This window comes from Solihabitans fulvus, from assembly GCF_008386585.1.
GTDB classification, from domain to species: domain Bacteria; phylum Actinomycetota; class Actinomycetes; order Mycobacteriales; family Pseudonocardiaceae; genus Solihabitans; species Solihabitans fulvus.
On record NZ_VUOB01000063.1, the window covers coordinates 110,552 to 128,651 of the forward strand.

At 72.8% G+C, this 18,100-nt stretch carries 14 protein-coding genes; 9 read left to right on the forward strand and 5 right to left on the reverse strand.

The annotated features are described in order from the left end of the window. Nucleotides 1-90: 90 nt before the first annotated feature. Nucleotides 91-2,211 (forward strand): transglycosylase domain-containing protein, encoded by a 2,121-nt coding sequence (locus F0L68_RS31375; protein ID WP_223199292.1) that lies wholly within the window; start codon nt 91-93, stop codon nt 2,209-2,211. A gap of 129 nt (nt 2,212-2,340) precedes the next feature. Here F0L68_RS31375 and F0L68_RS31380 read toward each other — a convergent pair whose 3' ends face one another. Then, a complete protein-coding gene (locus F0L68_RS31380) occupies nt 2,341-2,604 on the reverse strand; it encodes a hypothetical protein (RefSeq protein ID WP_149853474.1) in 264 nt (87 codons plus the stop codon). Between the two features lie 397 nt (nt 2,605-3,001). Here F0L68_RS31380 and F0L68_RS31385 point away from each other — a divergent pair, with 397 nt between their 5' ends. Together F0L68_RS31385 and F0L68_RS31390 are read left to right on the forward strand one after the other, a co-directional pair. Continuing rightward, complete coding sequence (locus tag F0L68_RS31385) at nt 3,002-8,470, forward strand: ATP-binding protein (RefSeq protein WP_149853475.1); 5,469 nt, start codon at nt 3,002-3,004, stop codon at nt 8,468-8,470. A gap of 251 nt (nt 8,471-8,721) precedes the next feature. Next, nucleotides 8,722-9,564 carry a M23 family metallopeptidase gene (locus F0L68_RS31390; protein ID WP_149853476.1) on the forward strand — a complete coding sequence of 281 codons (843 nt, stop codon included), beginning with the start codon at nt 8,722-8,724 and terminating at the stop codon, nt 9,562-9,564. Between the two features lie 68 nt (nt 9,565-9,632). Here F0L68_RS31390 and F0L68_RS42760 read toward each other — a convergent pair whose 3' ends face one another. Beyond that, on the reverse strand, nt 9,633-9,809 hold the full coding sequence (locus F0L68_RS42760) for a hypothetical protein (protein ID WP_188316930.1): 177 nt from the start codon (nt 9,807-9,809) through the stop codon (nt 9,633-9,635). A 214-nt stretch (nt 9,810-10,023) separates the two neighbouring features. Here F0L68_RS42760 and F0L68_RS31395 point away from each other — a divergent pair, with 214 nt between their 5' ends. Both F0L68_RS31395 and F0L68_RS31400 read left to right on the forward strand, forming a co-directional pair. After that, the gene (locus F0L68_RS31395; protein WP_149853477.1) at nt 10,024-10,977 is read left to right on the forward strand and encodes an LLM class F420-dependent oxidoreductase; all 954 of its coding nucleotides are present in this window, start codon (nt 10,024-10,026) and stop codon (nt 10,975-10,977) included. Nucleotides 10,978-10,979: 2 nt separating this feature from the next. After that, nucleotides 10,980-11,588 (forward strand): TetR/AcrR family transcriptional regulator, encoded by a 609-nt coding sequence (locus tag F0L68_RS31400; RefSeq protein ID WP_149853478.1) that lies wholly within the window; start codon nt 10,980-10,982, stop codon nt 11,586-11,588. Here the strand turns inward: F0L68_RS31400 and F0L68_RS31405 are convergent. From F0L68_RS31405 to F0L68_RS31415, 3 genes are all read right to left on the reverse strand, one after another. After that, nucleotides 11,565-12,023, reverse strand: a complete 459-nt coding sequence (locus F0L68_RS31405) for a peroxiredoxin (RefSeq protein WP_149853479.1) — start codon at nt 12,021-12,023, stop codon at nt 11,565-11,567. The two genes, F0L68_RS31400 and F0L68_RS31405, sit on opposite strands and share 24 nt — an antisense overlap. An 84-nt stretch (nt 12,024-12,107) precedes the next feature. After that, complete coding sequence (locus tag F0L68_RS31410; protein ID WP_149853480.1) at nt 12,108-13,154, reverse strand: alpha/beta hydrolase; 1,047 nt, start codon at nt 13,152-13,154, stop codon at nt 12,108-12,110. A 15-nt stretch (nt 13,155-13,169) separates the two neighbouring features. Next, complete coding sequence (locus tag F0L68_RS31415; RefSeq protein ID WP_149853481.1) at nt 13,170-14,117, reverse strand: hypothetical protein; 948 nt, start codon at nt 14,115-14,117, stop codon at nt 13,170-13,172. Between the two features lie 206 nt (nt 14,118-14,323). Here F0L68_RS31415 and F0L68_RS31420 point away from each other — a divergent pair, with 206 nt between their 5' ends. The 4 genes from F0L68_RS31420 to F0L68_RS31435 form a co-directional block, all read left to right on the forward strand. Continuing rightward, the gene (locus F0L68_RS31420; RefSeq protein ID WP_149853499.1) at nt 14,324-15,316 is read left to right on the forward strand and encodes a LacI family DNA-binding transcriptional regulator; all 993 of its coding nucleotides are present in this window, start codon (nt 14,324-14,326) and stop codon (nt 15,314-15,316) included. Between the two features lie 58 nt (nt 15,317-15,374). Next, the gene (gene malQ, locus F0L68_RS31425) at nt 15,375-17,333 is read left to right on the forward strand and encodes a 4-alpha-glucanotransferase (RefSeq protein ID WP_223199295.1); all 1,959 of its coding nucleotides are present in this window, start codon (nt 15,375-15,377) and stop codon (nt 17,331-17,333) included. A 105-nt stretch (nt 17,334-17,438) separates the two neighbouring features. After that, nucleotides 17,439-17,894 carry a hypothetical protein gene (locus F0L68_RS31430; RefSeq protein ID WP_149853483.1) on the forward strand — a complete coding sequence of 152 codons (456 nt, stop codon included), beginning with the start codon at nt 17,439-17,441 and terminating at the stop codon, nt 17,892-17,894. Beyond that, nucleotides 17,891-18,100 (forward strand): alpha-amylase family glycosyl hydrolase (locus tag F0L68_RS31435; RefSeq protein WP_149853484.1); only part of this gene is annotated, 210 nt, incomplete at its 3' end. The genes F0L68_RS31430 and F0L68_RS31435, both read left to right, overlap by 4 nt.

Genomic DNA, 18,100 nt, shown 5'->3' on the forward strand with positions numbered 1-18,100 from the left:
TTTGAGGCAACCTTCAACCCCGCTCGCGCGACTTACCTACAGGGGCGGGTCGTCGCAGGGGCGGCCCGCGGGTGAGGGGGTTGCGCTTCCGTGCGTGTGGGACGACGTCCAGTTGCGACGGTCAAGCTGGTCGGTCTGGTTCTTACCGCGGGGGTGCTGGTCGCCGCGTTGCTCCTGCCGCTGGTCGGCGGGCTCGGGCTGGCCACCAACCGCGCGAGCGACCTGGTCGAGCAGACCTCGGGGGAGCTGGCCAAGGCCGACCTGCCGCTGATGACGACCGTCCTGGACAACGCGGGCACGCCGATCGCGTACTTCTACGACCAGTACCGGCTTCCCACGCCGTCCGAACAGATCAGCAAGGCCATGAAGGTCGCGCTGGTGTCCGTCGAGGACAAGCGGTTCTACGAGCACAACGGCGTCGACCCCAAGGGCATCGGCCGCGCGCTGGTGAAGGGCAGCTCCGGCGACGGGATGACGCAGGGCGCGTCGACGCTGACCCAGCAGTACATCAAGAACTACCTCGTGTACGCCATCGGCAACGGCGACCGCGAGTCGTTCAAGAAGGCGACCAAGCAGACGCCCGGCCGCAAGCTCAAGGAGGCCAGGATCGCGCTGGACCTTGAGCAGCGGCTGACCCAGGAGGCCGGCGGCGACAAGCGGCGGGCCAAGGATCAGATCCTGACCAGCTACCTGAACATCGTGCCGTTCGGGAACTCGATTTTCGGTGTCGGCGCGGCGGCGCGCACCTACTTCAACACCACGCCAGACAAGCTGACCGTGCCGCAGGCCGCGCTGCTGGTGGCGCTGGCCAACAAGCCGATCCTGCTCGATCCCGGCGAGTCGCGCGACGAGGCCAAGAAGCGCCGCAACACGCTGATCGACACGATGCAGGCCAACGGCGCGTTCGGCGAGGACAAGGCCAAGGCCGAGCAGGACGCCAACCGGTACAAGGAGAGCGACCTCGGCGTCACCGACAAGGTCACCCGCCCGCAGAGCGGCTGCATCGGCGCTGGCAACCTGCCGGTCGACGGCTACTTCTGTAGCTACCTGTTCGACTACCTACAGAAGTCCGGGCTGCCCAAGGACAGGATCATGCGCGGCGGCCTGACCATCAAGACCACGCTGGACCGCAGGGCGAACGACGCCGCGCACCAGGCCGCCGCGCGGCAGGCGCCCCCGGATACCGCGGAGGGCATCGCCAACGCCATGGCCGTCGTGCAGCCGGGCGGCGAGCGGCACAAGGTGATCGCGTTGGCCGCGAACAAGGAGTTCGGCAACGAGGCGGGGCAGAGCGCCTGGGAGCTGCCCAGCATGGTGACCAACTTCGGCGCCGGCTCTATCTACAAGGTCTTCACGTCGGCGGCGGCCCTCGAACAGCACGCGTCGGGCATCCTCCAGCAGCTGGACAACCCGCAGGAGCACGTGTCGTCGGTGTTCAAGAACGGCACCAGGCCCTACAAGGTGACGAACTTCGGCCACTACCCCGACAAGATGACCATGCAGGACGCGCTGGCCCAGTCGCCCAACACCGCGTTCATCAAGCTGGAGGAGAAGGTCGGCGTGCGGGCGGCGGTGGACATGGCCGCCAAGCTGGGCATGCGGGAGACCACCCAGTACAAGGCACCCGGCCAGGACACCCCGCTCGGCGAGCGGTTCAAGCGGGACAACAGCGGATCGTTCACGCTCGGCCCCGACGCCACGAGCGTCCTGGAACTGGCCAACGTGGCCGCCACCCTGATGAGCGGCGGGAAGTGGTGCCCGCCGACGCCGGTCGTGCAGGTGCTCGACCGCGACAACCGGCCGGTGCAGCTCAACGAGCCGGCCTGCGAGCAGGTCGTGCCGACCGAGCTGGCCAACACCCTCGTGCAGGGCATGAGCAAGGACGACAAGCCGGGCGGCACCTCGTCCGGCGCGGCGGGAGCGGCCGGCTGGGACCGGCCGATCCTCGGCAAGACCGGCACCACGGAGACCAGCCAGTCGGTGGCGTTCATGGCGGCGACCCCGCAGTACGCGGGCGCGGTGATGACCTTCAGCGACGGCGGCAACCCGCAGACCATCTGCCCTGGGCCGCTGCGGCTGTGCGGGAACCGCAGCCAGGGCGGCGTGACCGGTGGCCACGTGGCCGCGCCGACCTGGTTCGACGCCATGAAGGTGATCCACCAGGGCCTGCCGGTCCAGCAGCTGCCCCCGGCCGATCCCCGGTACTCCTAGGAGTCGGCCGGGGTCAAGGAGCGCCCTGGTCGCGTCGGAGTCGCCCATCTGGGCGGCGTGACCCCGGCCGAGGACCTCTCGGTCGCCGGGCTGAGTCTCGACGGGAAGTCCTACCCGACTCCGGAGGCCCTACGAAAGAGCGCCAGCGCCGCCGTCGCGAAGGCCGGCGCGGACCACGCGAACCGGGACTACGCCAACGGCGAGTACCCGCTGGAGGACGTGGCCGAGGTCGCGGTGTGCGCGGCAGGCCTCGACAACGGCCAGAAGAAGCTGCTGCACGGGTTCCTCGCGTACGCCACCAGTGTCGCGGGCCAGGTGGAGCTCGATCGGAGCAGGCTCGGGCTGCTGCCGCCCGAACTGCTTGCCACAGTTCAGGAACTGCTCGCCGACCACCAGTGGTCGGCCTGGCCGGACCGCTGGTCCGCTGGTTCGCGCGCGCCGATCGCCCCGCCGGAGACCCCGGCGGGGCGATCGCGCGTCCGGCCCCCAGCGAGCCGCCGCCGGCACCCCGGCGCGGCGACGCGCCCGCGCCCCGCAACGGCACCGCCATCCGGGTATCGCGCATGTCACACCGCAACCGCCGCCCGTCACGTCCCGGTGATCGCGCCGGGATATGCTGGTCAGCCGCTGGTGGTTGGGTGCTTTTGGTCCCTGTCTACAAACTGGGGCCATCTGACATGCACTGCTTTCGACATTCCCCTACCAGCCGGTAGACGGAAGTCTGGACCCCGCAGAGGAGCCGGGGAGAGGGCTCCTCCTTGTGTGTCGGCTACAAGAAAGGCTCGCTTCGGTGTTCAGTCGTGTCGCCATCGTCAACCGAGGTGAGGCCGCGATGCGGCTCATCCACGCCGTCCGGGACCTCGCCGCGGAGACCGGGACACCGATCGAGACGGTCGCGCTGTACACCGACGTCGATCGGACCGCGACCTTCGTGCGCGAGGCCGACCTCGCCTACGACCTCGGCAGGGCCTCCGCCCGCCCGTACCTCGACCTCGCCGTGCTGGAGCGCGCGCTGGTCGAGACCGGCGCCGACGCGGCGTGGGTCGGCTGGGGCTTCGTCGCGGAGGACCCGGCGTTCGCCGAGCTGTGCGAGAAGGTCGGCGTCACGTTCGTCGGCCCGAGCGCCGAGGCGATGCGCAAGCTCGGCGACAAGATCGGCGCGAAGCTGATCGCCGAGGAGGTCGGCGTGCCGGTGGCGCCGTGGAGCCGAGGCGCGGTCGACGACCTCGACGCGGCGGTCCGCGCGGCGGGCGAGATCGGCTACCCGCTGATGCTCAAGGCGACCGCGGGCGGCGGCGGGCGCGGCATCCGCGTCATCAACAACGAGGCCGAGCTGGTCGACGCCTACGAGCGGACCAGCCAGGAGGCCGCGCGGGCCTTCGGCAGCGGTGTGGTGTTCCTGGAGCGGTTGGTCACCGGCGCGCGGCACGTCGAGGTCCAGGTGATCGCCGACGGCAGGGGCACCGCGTGGGCGCTCGGCGTCCGCGACTGCTCGGTGCAGCGGCGCAACCAGAAGGTGATCGAGGAGTCGGCCTCGCCGGTGCTCAGCCCCGCGCAGACCGCGGAGCTGAAGACCTCCGCCGAGCGGCTCGCGGTCGCGGTCGGCTACTCCGGCGCGGCGACCGTCGAGTTCCTGTACCACCCCGGCGACAAGCTGTTCGCGTTCCTTGAGGTCAACACCCGGCTCCAGGTGGAGCACCCGATCACCGAGTCGACCACCGGCGTCGACCTGGTCAAGCTCCAGCTGCACGTCGCCTCCGGCGGCAGGCTGACCGGCGAGCAGCCCGCCGAGCGCGGGCACGCCATCGAGGCGCGGCTCAACGCCGAGGACCCCGACCGCGACTTCGCCCCGTCGCCCGGCCGGATCGCGCGCCTTGACCTGCCGGCCGGGCCGGGCATCCGCGTCGACACCGGGGTCAGCGAGGGCGACACGATCCCCGCCGACTTCGACTCGATGATCGCGAAGATCATCGCCTACGGCCGCGACCGCGACGAGGCGCTCGGCAGGCTGCGCAGGGCGATGGCCCAGACCACCGTGATCATCGAGGGCGGCGCGACGAACAAGAGCTTCGTGCTCGACCTGCTCGACCAGCCCGAGGTGATCGACGCCAGCGCGGACACCGGCTGGATCGACCGCGTCAGGGGCGAGGGCAGGCTCGTCTCGCACCGGCACTCCGCGGTGGCGCTGGCCGCCGCCGCCATCGAGGCGTATGAGGAGGAGGAACGCGTCGAGCGGCATCGACTGCTCTCGACCGCGTTCGGCGGGCGCCCGCAGGTGCAGCACGAGAGCGGGCGGCCGCTGGACCTGAAGCTGCGCGGCGCCGGCTACCGCGTCAGGGTCGCGCGCGTCGGCGCGCACCGGTTCCGCGTCGGCATCGACACCGGCGCAGGCTCCGAGGCGCACACCGCGGACGTCGACCTGGACAGGTTCGACCGGCACACCGGCCAGATCACCGTCAACGGCACCCGGTTCCGCCTGGTCACCGACACGCACGGGCCGATCCACCTGGTCGAGGTCGACGGCGTCACGCACCGCGTCAGCCGCGACGAGGGCGGCGTGGTGCGCTCCCCGGCGCCCGCGCTGGTCGTCGCGACGCCGCTGGCCGTCGGCGCCGAGGTCGAGGCGGGCGCGCCGCTGCTGGTGCTGGAGAGCATGAAGATGGAGACGGTGCTGCGAGCGCCGTTCCGCGCGCGGCTCAAGGAGTGCGCGGTGTCGGTCGGCAGCCAGGTCGAGACGGGCGCGCCGCTGCTGCGGCTGGAACCGCTCGCCGACGACGGCGACGACACCGCCCAGGAGGCCGTCGAGGCCGTCGAGCTCGACCTGCCGGCCCAGACGGCGGGCGTTCCCGCGCGGGAAAGGACCGCGCGGGGGCTCCAGGACCTGCGCAGCCTGTTGCTCGGGTTCGACGTCGACCCGCACGACGAGGGCAGGGTGCTCGCCGACTACCTCGCCGCGCGCAGGGAGCTGGCCGACGCGGGTCAGCGTCCGCTCGCCGCCGAGGTCGACCTGCTCTCGGTGTTCGCCGACCTGTCCGAGCTGAGCCGCAACAAGCAGGCGGGCGAGGAGGCCGACGACAGCCACGTGCACAGCGCCCGCGAGTACTTCTACACCTACCTGCGGAGCCTCGACGTCGACCGCGCCGGGCTCTCGGAGACCTTCCAGGGCAGGCTGGCGAAGGCGCTCGGGCACTACGGCGTCACCGAGCTGGAGCGCACGCCCGAGCTTGAGGAGGCGGTGTTCCGGATCTTCCTGGCGCAGCAGCGCGCGGCCGCCGACACGACCGTCGTCATCACGCTGCTGCGCGAGTGGCTGCGCGAGGCCCCGCCGAGCGAGGCGCTGCGGGAGCCTGCCGGGCTCGCGCTGGAACGACTGGTCGCCGCGACGCAGGTGCGGTTCCCCGTGGTGTCCGACCTCGCCCGCGGCGTGGTGTTCGCCTGGTTCGGGCAGCCGCTGCTGCGCCGCAACCGCGCCCGCGTCTACGCCGACGTCCGCAAGGACCTGCGCCACCTCGACGCGAACCCGGCCGCGCCGGACCGCGCCGAGCGGATCGCCGCGATGGTCGGCAGCACCGAGCCGCTGGTGCGGCTGCTCGGCCAGCGGCTTGGCCGCGACGGCCTGGACCACGCGCCGATGCTCGAGGTGCTGACCAGGCGGTACTACGGCAACAAGGGCCTGGTCAACGTCCGCACCAGCGACGCGGCCGGCTGCACGTTCGTGGTCGCCGAGCGCGCGGGCTCCCGGCTGGTGTCCACCGCGGTCGGCTTCGACGCGCTCGGCGACGCGCTGCGCGGGCTGGCCGAGGTCGCTGGCGCGGCCGAGGACGACGTCGACGCCGACATCTACCTCGCGTGGGAGAAGCAGCCGGAGGGCTCCGACGCGATGGCCGCCGCGCTGCACGAGGTCGTCAGCGCGCACCCGCTGCCGAGCCAGGTCCGCAGGCTCACCACCACCGTCGCCGGCAGCGGCGGCGCGGTGATGCACCACCACTTCACCTTCCGCCCGACGGACGCCGGGATGAGCGAGGAACGGCTGATCCGCGGCCTGCACCCCTACATCGCGCAGCGGATGCAGCTGGAGCGGCTGCGGAAGTTCGACCTCACCCGGCTGCCGTCCTCGGACGAGGAGGTCTACCTCTTCCAGTGCGTCGCGCGGGAGAACCCGTCCGACGACCGGCTCGTCGCGTTCGCGCAGGTCCGCGACCTGACCGAGCTGCGGGAGCACGACGGCAGGCTGATCGCGCTGCCGACCGCCGAGGACACCATCGCCACCTGCCTCGACTCGATCCGCCGGGCCCAGTCGCTGCGGCCGGCGAAGAACCGCTTCCCGACCAACCGGATCGTGGTCTACGTCTGGCCGCCGAGCGTGATCACCCGCGCCGAGCTGGAGACGATCGCCGCGCGCGTGCTGCCGACCACCGCGGGCGCCGGGCTTGAGGAGATCCTCTTCATCGCCAGGCGGCGTGACCAGGAGACGGGCGCGCTGGTCAAGATCTCCGTGCGCATCACCTTCGACGCCTCGGGCGGCACCGAGCTGACCGTCGGCGAGCCCTCGGACGAGCCGGTCGAGCCGCTCGACGGCTACCGGCAGAAGGTGCTGCGCGCGAGCAGCCGCAACACGGTCTACCCGTACGAGCTGACCGGCCTGCTCGGCGCGTTCACCGAACACGACCTCGACGACGCCGGTGTCCTGGTGCCGGTCGACCGGCCGAAGGGCCGCAACAGCGCGGCGATCGTCGCCGGTGTCGCCACCACGCAGACCGCGCGGCACCCCGAGGGCGTCACGCGGGTCGTGCTGCTCGGCGACCCGACGAAGGCGCTCGGCGCGCTGTCGGAGCCGGAGTGCCGCCGGGTGGTCGCCGCGCTCGACCTCGCCGAGCGGATGGACGTGCCGCTGGAGTGGTATGCGCTGTCGGCGGGGGCCAGGATCTCGATGGAGTCCGGCACCGAGAACATGGACTGGGTCGCCGCCGCGCTCAAGCGGATCGTCGAGTTCACCCAGGACGGCGGCGAGATCAACATCGTGGTGGCCGGCATCAACGTCGGCGCGCAGCCGTACTGGAACGCCGAGGCCACGATGCTCATGCACACCAAGGGCATCCTGGTGATGACGCCGGACTCGGCGATGGTGCTGACCGGCAAGCAGTCGCTCGACTTCTCCGGTGGCGTGTCGGCCGAGGACAACTTCGGCATCGGCGGCTACGACCGGGTGATGGGCCCGAACGGCCAGGCGCAGTACTGGGCGCCCGACCTCGCCTCGGCGCGGGACGTGCTGATGGCGCACTACGACCACAGCTACGTCGTGCCCGGTGAGCAGCGCCCGCGCCGCGCCACCACGACCGACCCGTTCGACCGGGACATCTCGACCTTCCCGCACGCGGTGGCGGACAGCGACTTCGCCACGGTCGGCGAGATCTTCTCCGCCGAGGCCAACCCCGACCGCAAGAAGCCCTTCGACATCCGGACCGTGATGCGCGCCGTCGCCGACCAGGACCACCCGGTGCTGGAACGCTGGGCCGGCATGGCCGACGCGGACACCGCCGCCGTGCAGGACGTGCACCTCGGCGGCCTGCCGGTGTGCCTGCTCGGCATCGAGTCGCGCGCGGTGCCGCGCCGCGGTTTCCCGCCGACCGACGGGCCGGACACCTACACCGCAGGCACGCTGTTCCCGAGCTCGTCGAAGAAGGCCGCGCGGGCGATCAACGCGGCCAGCGGGAACCGGCCGCTGGTGGTGCTGGCGAACCTGTCCGGCTTCGACGGCTCGCCGGAGTCGATGCGCAAGCTCCAGCTGGAGTACGGCGCGGAGATCGGCCGCGCGATCGTCAACTTCCGCGGCCCGATCGTGTTCTGCGTGATCTCGCGCTACCACGGCGGCGCGTTCGTGGTGTTCTCGAAGGCGCTCAACCCGAGCATGACGGTGCTGGCGCTGGAGGGCTCGTTCGCCTCGGTGCTCGGCGGAGCGCCTGCCGCCGCGGTGGTGTTCTCCGGGGACGTCAACGCGCGCACGGCGAACGATCCAAGGGTCCGCGAGGTCGAGGCCCGCGTCGCGGCGGCGTCCGGCGCGGACCGCGCCGTGCTGACCGCCGAGCTGGACGAGGTCCGCTCGTCGGTGCGGGCGGAGAAGCTCGGCGAGGTGGCCACCGAGTTCGACCGCGTGCACAACATCCAGCGCGCGGTCGAGGTCGGCTCGGTCGACGCCGTCATCAGGGCCGCCGAGCTGCGGCCACGCATCATCGAGGCGATCGAGGCCCGGCTGGGCTGACGAGCGCGTGGCGTGCTCCGGCCGGTTGCCGCCGGCCGGGGCACGCCGCGATCGCGGGTCTAGCCGGCCGCGTCCGGCGGTCGATCGCTCGAACGGCGCAAACATTGGTGACTGAGTGTGTCGATCAGTGGCATCTGTCACCGAATCGCCCAGTTTGATCACTCAGAGTTGTCGATTTCGATTACCTCGGGTTACGTTCCCCGCCGCACATTACGACTCGGTCACGGGTCGGAAAAGCGGAGAGGAACACCTTGGCTCGGCACAGGACGACGCGCGGTCGCACCGCGTTCACCCCAACCCAGGCGTCGAAGCGCGCCAGGGGCACGCACCGACTCCCCGGCGGGCGCGTGTCCACCGTCGGCCGGATCGCCGTCGCGGCCGTCGCGGCCGGGGCGATCGTCGGCACGGCGGCGCTGCACACCGCGCCAGGCGTGGTGGAGGTCGGCGTGTCCCCGCTCGCCAACGGCGTGGACCTCGCCGCCGTGTTCGCGCCGCACCGCGATGCGACGAGCGCGGCGCCGCAGCCGATCGTCACCACCAGGCCCGCCGACCCCGCCGCCGAGGCCGGCAAGCTGGCCAAGGCCGCGCAGCTGACGGCCGACTCGCTGGCCAAGGCCGCCGAGGAGAAGGCTGCCGCCGACAAGACCGCTGCCGACAAGGCGGCTGCCGACAAGGCTGCTGCCGAACTGGCCGCCCGCGCGAAGGTGGTCAAGCCGACCGAGGGCACCTTCACCTCGGGCTTCGGCTCGCGTTGGGGCTCGATGCACTACGGGATCGACCTGGCCAACGCGATCGGCACGCCGATCGTCTCGGTGGCCGACGGCGTGGTTGTCGAGGCGGGCCCGGCCAGCGGGTTCGGCCTGTGGGTCCGGGTGCAGCACAACGACGGCACCATCACCGTCTACGGGCACGTGAACGAGACGCTCGTGCAGCAGGGGCAGCAGGTCCGCGCGGGCCAGGAGATCGCAACCCTGGGCAACCGGGGCGAGTCGACCGGCCCGCACCTGCACTTCGAGGTCTGGCTGCACGGCTCGGCGGCGGAGAAGATCGACCCGCTGCCGTGGCTCGCCGAGCGTGGCGTGGCCATCTCCTGAGACTCCAGGCACGAACGAACGCCCCCGGCATCAGCGTGCGATGCCGGGGGCGTTCTACGTTGCGCGGCTCAGTTGATGTCCCAGCACAGGTGGACCGTGTGGCAGTCGGTCATGGCGGGCGCGACGACCTTGGTCGACTGCACCGCCGTCGCGGCGTCCGCCGTGCCCACGGTCAGGCCCCCCAGGAGTGCGGTGGCGGCCAGCGCGGTCGCAACCGCCGCCTTCGTCACGATGCGCATTGTCATGGTTCGCTCCTCTTCGGTCGACCGGCGCAACCAGTTGATCGGTTGGCCGGTTCGAAAAGGATCATCGGCGGGCCTGTACCGGGCAACGCCCTCGGACGACCCCGGACGAATCCGGACGGGTCGCGCGACCGCCGGGCCCGCCCTCCGCTGGCCATACCGACTGGTCGGTATCGGGTAGGCTGTCGACGCCGATCGTGACGCGGAGGAGGCAACTGTGGGTCGCTGGGGCATCACCCTGCCGCTGACCGGAGTACCCCTGGCGGCGCACCGCACGCTGGTCGCGGAGCTCGCCGGGCTGGGCTACACCGACGTCTGGACGGCGGAGACCGCGGGCACCGACGCGTTCACCCCGCTGGCGCTGGCCGCCGAGTGGTCGCCGGAGCTGCGGCTCGGCACGGCCATCGTCCCCGTCTACACCAGGGGACCCGGGCTGCTGGCCATGAGCGCGGCCACCATCGCCGACCTGGCCCCCGGCCGGTTCGTGCTCGGCATCGGTGCGTCCTCGCCGGTCATCGTCGAACGCTGGAACGGCGGCACGTTCGCCGACCCGTTCGCGCGCACCCGCGACACCCTGCGGTTCCTGCGCCGGGCACTGGCCGGCGACAAGGTCGACGAGCGCTACGAGACCTTCACCGTCCGCGGCTTCCGCCTCGAACACGCCCCAGAGCAGCCGCCGCCGATCATGCTGGCCGCGCTGCGCCCCGGCATGCTGCGCCTGGCCGCGCAGGAGGCCGACGGCGCGATCACCAACTGGCTGGCCGCCACCGACGTGCCGACCGTGCGGGCCGCGCTCGGCCAGGACACCGAACTGGCCGCCCGCATCTTCGTCTGCCCGACCGAGGACGCCGACGCGGCCCGCGCGCTCGGCCGCATGCTGATCAGCAGCTACCTCACCGTGCCCGCCTACGCCGCTTTTCACGACTGGCTCGGCCGGGGCGACGCGCTGCGCCCGATGCACGAGGCGTGGGCCGCGGGCGACCGCAAGGCCGCCAACAAGGCCGTGCCCGACGCGGTCGTCGACGAGTTGGTCGTGCACGGCAGCGTCGCGCAGTGCCGCGAGCACATCGCCCGCTACGTCGAGAACGGCCTGGACACCCCGATCATCGCGCTGCTGCCCACCGGAGCCGACCAGTTCGACCTGGCGCGGGCGCTCGCCCCAAGGGCCTGACGATGGCGACACCGACGGCGGCCGACGAACTCAGCCCGGTGCGGGAACGCATCGTGCGCGCCGCCGTGAAGTTGTTCGCCGCCAAGGGTTTCGACGGCACCACCGTGCAGGAGATCGTGACGGCCGCCGAGGTGACCAAGGGCGCGCTGTACCACTACTACACGGCCAAGGAAGACCTGCTCTACGAGATCTACCGGTCGCTGATCAGCATCCAGATGGCCGACCTCGACCGGATCATCGCCGAGCACGCCGACCCGGCCGACACCGTGCGCGCCATCCTGGTCAACCTCGTCGAGACGACCGCAGCCAGGGTCGACGAGACGGCCGTGTTCGTCCGCGAGATGCAGAAGCTCGACGCCGAGTGCATGACGGCCTTCCGCGCGGAACGCCGGCGCTACCACGAGACCTTCCGCTCGGTGGTCGAGCAGGCGCAGGCGACCGGCCGGTTCTCCCCGACGGTGTCGGCGGAGACCGTGGTGCTGATCGCGCTCGGCGTGGTCAACCAGCTGCCGACCTGGTACCGGCCGGACGGGCCGAAGAGTCCTGACCGGCTCGGCAACGAGATCGCCGACTTCGTGTTGGCTGGCCTAGGAGTTGGCCCGTCCGCGTAGCGCCTCGAGCGCGCGGTCGGCGTGCACGGCCATCCGGAACTCGTTGCGCACCACCTCGATGACCGTGTGGTCGGTGTCGATGACGAAGGTGTGCCGCTTCACCGGCAGCGGGCCGAACCGGCGCTTCACCCCGAACTGGTCGGCGACCGCGCCGTCCTCGTCGGACAGCAGCGGATAGTCGAACGAGTTCGCGTCGGCGAACTGCCGCTGCTTGCTCACCGGATCGGCGCTGATGCCGACCCGCTGCGCGCCGACGGCGGCGAACTCCGTGCCCAGATCGCGAAAATGGCAGCTCTCCGCCGTGCAGCCCGGGGTCATCGCGGCCGGGTAGAAGAACAGCACGATCGGCCCGTTCGCCAACAACTCGGACAGCGCGCGGGGCTCGCCGTCCTGATCGGGCAGGGTGAAGTCGGCTACCAGGTCTCCTGGCTTCATGGGCGTTCCCTCCGCGCGGACGTCGCGGTCACGGTAGCGCGTTGTCAGCCCTTGATGTCCGGGGTCCAGCGGTATGACAGCTTTCTAGCTCCGCACCGGGCCAGCCAGGCGCGCCGACAGCCAGTCCAGCGCGGGCGGCACGAACGTCTGCCAGGCCGCCACGCTGTGGCCGCCCGTCGGAACCGTGCGGCTGGTCAGCTCCAGCGGCGGCTTCGACCGCTGCGCGAACTGCTGGATCTGCGCCGGCAGGTCGGCGTCGTCCAGCGCGGTGGCGAGGTAGAGCGCGACGGGCGGCACGGGCTTGTTCGCGATCCGCCACAGCGGGTCGTTCTCCTTGCGCGCCTGGGGATCTCCCCGGTACAGGTCCCCGGTGTCGTTGTCGGTGATGGGGGAGAGGTAGCCGGCGATCGACGCGGCGGCGGCGAACCGGTCCGGGTGGCGCAACAGCAGGTTCGCCGCGCAGAAGCCCCCGGTTGAGTAGCCGAGCATGCCCCGGCCCTGCCGGTCCGCGCGCACCCGGAACCGCTTGGCCACCTCAATCGGCACGTCCGTGCTCAGGTAGGTGTCGAACCGCGCGCCGCCCACCGCGTCGACGCACTCGCTGTCCTTGTCCGGCGCGGCGTTCTGCACCGGCAGCACGACCACCGTCGGGGCCATCCGCCGCTCGGCGATCTCCCGATCGAGGTGCTGCTGGAGGCCGACGGCGGTCAACCAGGTCTGCGGGCTGCCGGGAAACCCCGCGAAGGTCAGGATCATCGGGTACCGCACCCCGGCCGACGCCGAGCGGCCGTAGCCGGGCGGCAGGTAAACGGTGACGGACTGACTGACGCCGCTGCCGCTCGCGGTGAACTGGGTGAGCTGGCTGCCGCCGTCCGTGGGCAGGTCGGCTGCCTGGTCGGCGTCCGTGTCCTGCCCGCCGAACACCTGCGCCCAGCTGGTGTACACGCTCAGCTCCCGGTTGACCCCGGCCAGCGCGCCGGCCGCCGCCGTGACCACGCACAGCAGCAGTACCAGCAGCCGCCAGGGCACCCGCGCCCGGCGGAACCGGTCCCACGACCACGCCGCGAACACCACCGCCGCGACGGCCACCGCGACCGTGACGATCAGGAAGGCCTCGCTCGCCGGACCCATGGCCGTCCCTTCCGGTTACCTGGCAACGTCTTTCGAGGGAGCGAGCAGCGGCGGCGCGAGGTCCTGCGCCCACCGCAGCGCCGCCGGCAACCGGTCGTTGGGCTGGGCCGCCACGATCGTCCTTGGCACCCCGAGACCGTCGGCGGCGGCGCCCGACCCGGTGACCACGGCGACCGGCGCGCCGAGCCCTGCGATCGTCTTCGCCTTGGCCAGCACGGGATTCGTCGGGTTGTCGCGACCGGCGACCACCGCGGCGGCGGCGTACTGGTCGCCGTGCGCGGCGACCAGGTCGAGGGCGGGCTCGGCGGCGGACCCGACGCCAAGGGCCGCCCACCGGTTCGCGCAGACCCGCAGGTCCCGCCGCAGCGCGTCGGGCAGGTCGACGCCGAGCTGCCGATCCACCGCGCCGGGCCGGTCCGGCAGCCGCAGCAGCACCACCACGGCGGGATCCCCGTTCCTGGCGATCGCGCGCGCCGCCTCGTCGCCGACGTCGTTCCAGCCGCCCTGGCCCGCCGTCGCCGTGCGGTCGGCCAGCACGACCGCGACGGGCAGGCAGGCGTCCCGATCGGTGAAGTACTCCGGCGGGACGCTGATCCTCGGCGGCCTCGGCAGCCCCCATCCGCCGCCCGGCGGCTGCCAGTCGAACACCAGCCCGGCGTGCTGGCCGTCGGCGGCGCGCGCGTCGAGCCAGCCGGCCAGCTCGCCTGCCGTGTGCGTGGTCACCGAGGAGTCGGCCGCGCCGGCGACCATGGACCGCCAGGTCGGGTAGATGCCGTACGCGCGGTTGGCCACCAGCCCGACGGCGGCCAGCGCCAGCGCCTCGCACAACAGCAGCGCGACGACCCTGACCAGCACCGTGCGCCACCGCGCGCCGCCGGCGTCCCAGACCAGCGCCGCGCCAAGGCCCGCCGCCACGACCAGCGCGAAGGCGATCAGCAGCGTCGGGATCGCGGTCGGCGACATCGACTCCCCGTCAACTGGGTGGGTCGGGTAACTGGGCGCATCGGGCGGTGTGTCCCGGTTCCTGGCAGCTCATCCTGCAAGCGCCAGGCCCGTCCCGCCACTCGCCGGGTCCGGCACCAAGATCACCTGCCCGCGTTCGCACGGTCCGTGACATAGGGTCGGAGGTGGGCCGTGACGGCGCCGCGAGGAGGTGTGGCTTGACCAGCATGGGCGACGTCGCGCGCGCCGCGGGGGTGTCGGCGGCGACCGTGTCCAGGGCGCTGCGCGGCGAGCCGGGCGTCTCCGCGTCGACCCGCGCGCACGTCACCGAGGTGGCCAGGCGGATGCGGTACGCCATCGCCAGGGACGCCTCCAGCCTCGCGGGCGGGCGGCGGTACGCGGTCGCCGTGCTGACCACCGACGTGGGCCAGCGGACCTGGGGCGACGTGCTGGCCGGCGCCGAGGGCGCGCTGCGGGCCTCCGGCTACGACGTGCTGCTGTACGTGGTCGGCGACGAGGCCGCCCGCGCCGGGTTCTTCGAGGAGCTGCCGCTGAGCCGGCGCGTCGACGGCGTCCTGGTGCTGTCGGTGCGGCTGCGCGAGCACGAGGCGGCGCTGCTGCGCGAGCTGCCGGTGCCGGTGGTGACGGTCGGCGAGGGCGCGGCCGACGACTCGCCCGACCTGCCCGGCTCGCTGGACCTCGCGGTCCGGCACCTGGTCGGCCTCGGCCACCGGGACATCGCGCTCGTGCTGGCCGACTCGACGGCCGCGTGGAGCAGCTCGGCCGAGGACCTCGACGAGACCTATCAGGAGCTGCTCGGCTCCGCCGGGCTCGCCTCGCGCCCGGAGTGGCTGGTGTGGTGCTCACCGACCGTGGTCGGCGGCGAGGAGGCCGTCGCCGCGCTGTTCGACGGACAGGACCGGCCGACGGCCCTGATCGCGTCGAGCGGAGAGGCCGCGCTCGGCGCGTTCATGCGGCTGCGGCGCGACGGCTGGGCCGTGCCGGAGCAGCTGTCGATCGTCAGCCTGGACGGCCACGACATCGCGAGGGCCGTCGGACTCACCGCCGTCGAGGGCGCCGCGCGCGAACAGGGCGAGCGGGCCGTGCACCGGCTGCTGGCCCGCATCCAGACCCAGGACGCCGCCGCCCCCGAGCTGCCGACCCCGGCGGGCGCGGCCCTGGTCGAGCGCGGCTCGACCGCCCCTCCTCCCGCTGTGTGAATCGCCTGCTATGTGACAACGCCCGCTTGGTGAACCGAGAGAGGCAACTCCTGTGGCAGTGGACAGGGTCGACGAGCAGCTCGCGGAGCTCGCCGCGCGGCACGGCGTGGCCACCAGCTACGAGGGCGCCGACCAGCTCGAGGTCGACGTCGACCGCGCGGTGGTGGTCGCCGTCCTCGCCCAGCTCGGCGTCGACGCCGGCACCCCGGCCGACGTCCGGCGGGAACTCGGCGCGACCCGTGACCGAAGGGCCTTGCCCGGCACGGTGGTGACCAGGGCGGGACGGCCGGCGCGGCTGCCCGGCCCCGCCGTGGTGCGCTGCGCGGACGGCACCGAGCGCGCCGTGGCCGGCCTGCTGCCCGCCGACCTGCCGCTCGGCTGGCACCGGCTGACCACCGCCGACCAGGACGTCGCGCTGATCGTCGCGCCCGACCGGCTGCCCCGGCCCGCGCCTGCCTGGGGCTGGATGCTCCAGCTCTATGCGCTGCGCTCGCGGGAGTCCTGGGGGATGGGGGACTTCGGCGACCTCGCCACGATCGCGGCGCGGTCCCGGTCCGACCTCGGCGCCGGTGTGGTGCTGGTGAACCCCGTGCAGGCGATCGCGCCGACCACGCCGGTGCAGCGCTCGCCCTACTCGCCGGCAAGCCGCCGCTTCGCGAACCCGCTGTACCTGCGGATCACCGACACGGACGCGTTCGCCGAGGCCGATCCCGCGACCAGGTCGCGCGTCCTGGCGCTCCGGCCGCCCGGCGACACCGAGCTGATCGACCACGACGGCGTGTGGCTGGCCAAGCGAGCCGCGCTGGAGGCGCTGTGGGCGGACCGGCCGCGCGCTGTCGACGTCGATGCGGACCCGGCGCTGCGCGACTTCGCCACCTTCTGCGCCATCGCCGACCGGCACGGCCCGGACTGGCGGACCTGGCCTGAGGCGCTGCGCCATCCCGCAGGCCCCGCCGTGGCGGCGGCCCGCCGCGAGCTGGCGCAGGCCGTCGCCTTCCACGCCTGGCTCCAGCGGCTGTGCGCGGACCAGCTCGGCGCGGCCAGGCGCGCGGCGGCCGGCATGGCGGTCGGCATCGTGCACGACCTGCCCGTCGGCGTCGACCCCGGCGGCGCGGACGCGTGGGCGTTGCAGGACGTGTTCGCCTCGCGGGTGCGGGTCGGCGCGCCGCCGGACGCGTTCAGCCAGCAGGGCCAGGACTGGAACCTGCCGCCGTGGCGGCCCGACCGGCTCGCGGACGCCGGGCACGGCCCGTTCCGCGACGTGCTGCGCGCGGTGCTCGGCCACGCCGACGGCATCAGGATCGACCACGTCGCCGGCCTGTGGCGGCTGTGGTGGATCCCGCCGGGCGAGCCGCCGAGCCGGGGCACCTACGTGCGGTACGACGCCGAGGCGATGCTCGGCGTCCTCGCGCTCGAGGCGCACCGGGCGGGCGCCGTGGTCGTCGGCGAGGACCTCGGCACGGTCGAACCCGCCGTCACCACCACGCTGCACGAGCGGGGCATGCTCAGCTCGGCCGTGCTGTGGTTCCAGCGCGACTACGACGTCGCCGGCCATCCGATGGTGCCGCCGCAGCAGTGGACGGAGTCCGCGATGGCCAGCATCTCCACCCACGACCTGCCGACGGTCGCCGGTTTCCTGCGCGGCGAGCACGTCAGGGTCAGGGCGTCGCTCGGCATGCTGACCCGGCCGGTCGAGCGGGAGGAGGCCGACGCGGCGGCCGAGCTGCGCGGCATCGTCGACCTGCTCGCCGCCGAGGGACTGGTCGGGCCGGACCCCGACGAGCGGGAGCTGATCGTCGCGCTGCACGCGTTGCTGGCGCGGGCGCCGTCGCGGCTGCTGCTCACCTCGCCGCAGGACGCGCTCGGCGACCCGAGGCAGCCGAACCTGCCCGGCACCGTGGACCAGTACCCGAACTGGCGGCTCCCGCTCGCGGTGCGGCTCGAGGAGTTCCTGGCCGCCGACCGGGTCGCCGAGGCCGTCGCCGCGCTGCGCGCCGCCCGTCCGTCCCCTTCCTGAGCACCGTCGGTTACGCCGCGTCCACGCTGCGGTAACACGGGTCACGGAGTATGGTTTTCCGTTACACAGGAACATCATGTCGGCACACCGGAGGTGGCATGGCCGATGGCGGTCACCGAACGAGTGGGAGTTGTTGAAGATCGAGTCCGAGGAGCTGGCCCCGGTTCGTGGCCGGCGGCGCCCGACGTCGTGATGGGTCAGGAGGGCACGTTGCCCGCGCCAAGGCTCGGCGCCGAGGAGTCCGACGGGGACGCGACGACCGTGCTGCGCGCGGTGGTCGAACGCACGCTGGTCGCGGTGCGACCGGCCGACCTGGCCGGCGCGCGGCGAGCGGAGGAGCCCCTGCGTGACGCGCTGCGGGCCGTCGACTCCGACGGATCGGACGGTCAGCTGGTCCAGGGGCTGGCCTGCGTCGAGGCGGCCTGTGAACACCTGCGCTTCGGCGAGCTGACCGAGGCCCGAACGCTGTTGGTCGCGGCCCGTGGCCAACTCGGCCGCGCGCAGCCGGTCCCCGCGACGCGGCCCGTGGTTCCCGGCGTCGACCCGGTTTCCACCGGATGACGGCGCCCACCTCAACGTATCGACTGCAACTCAGTGCGAGCTTCACCTTCGACGACGCGGCGATGCTGGCCGACTACCTCGACCAGCTCGGCGTCGGCGCGCTGTACGCGTCCCCGATGCTGGCCGCCGCGCCGGGCTCGACGCACGGCTACGACGTGGTGGACCACAGCCGCGCGTGTCCCGAGCGCGGCGGCGAGCGCGGCAGG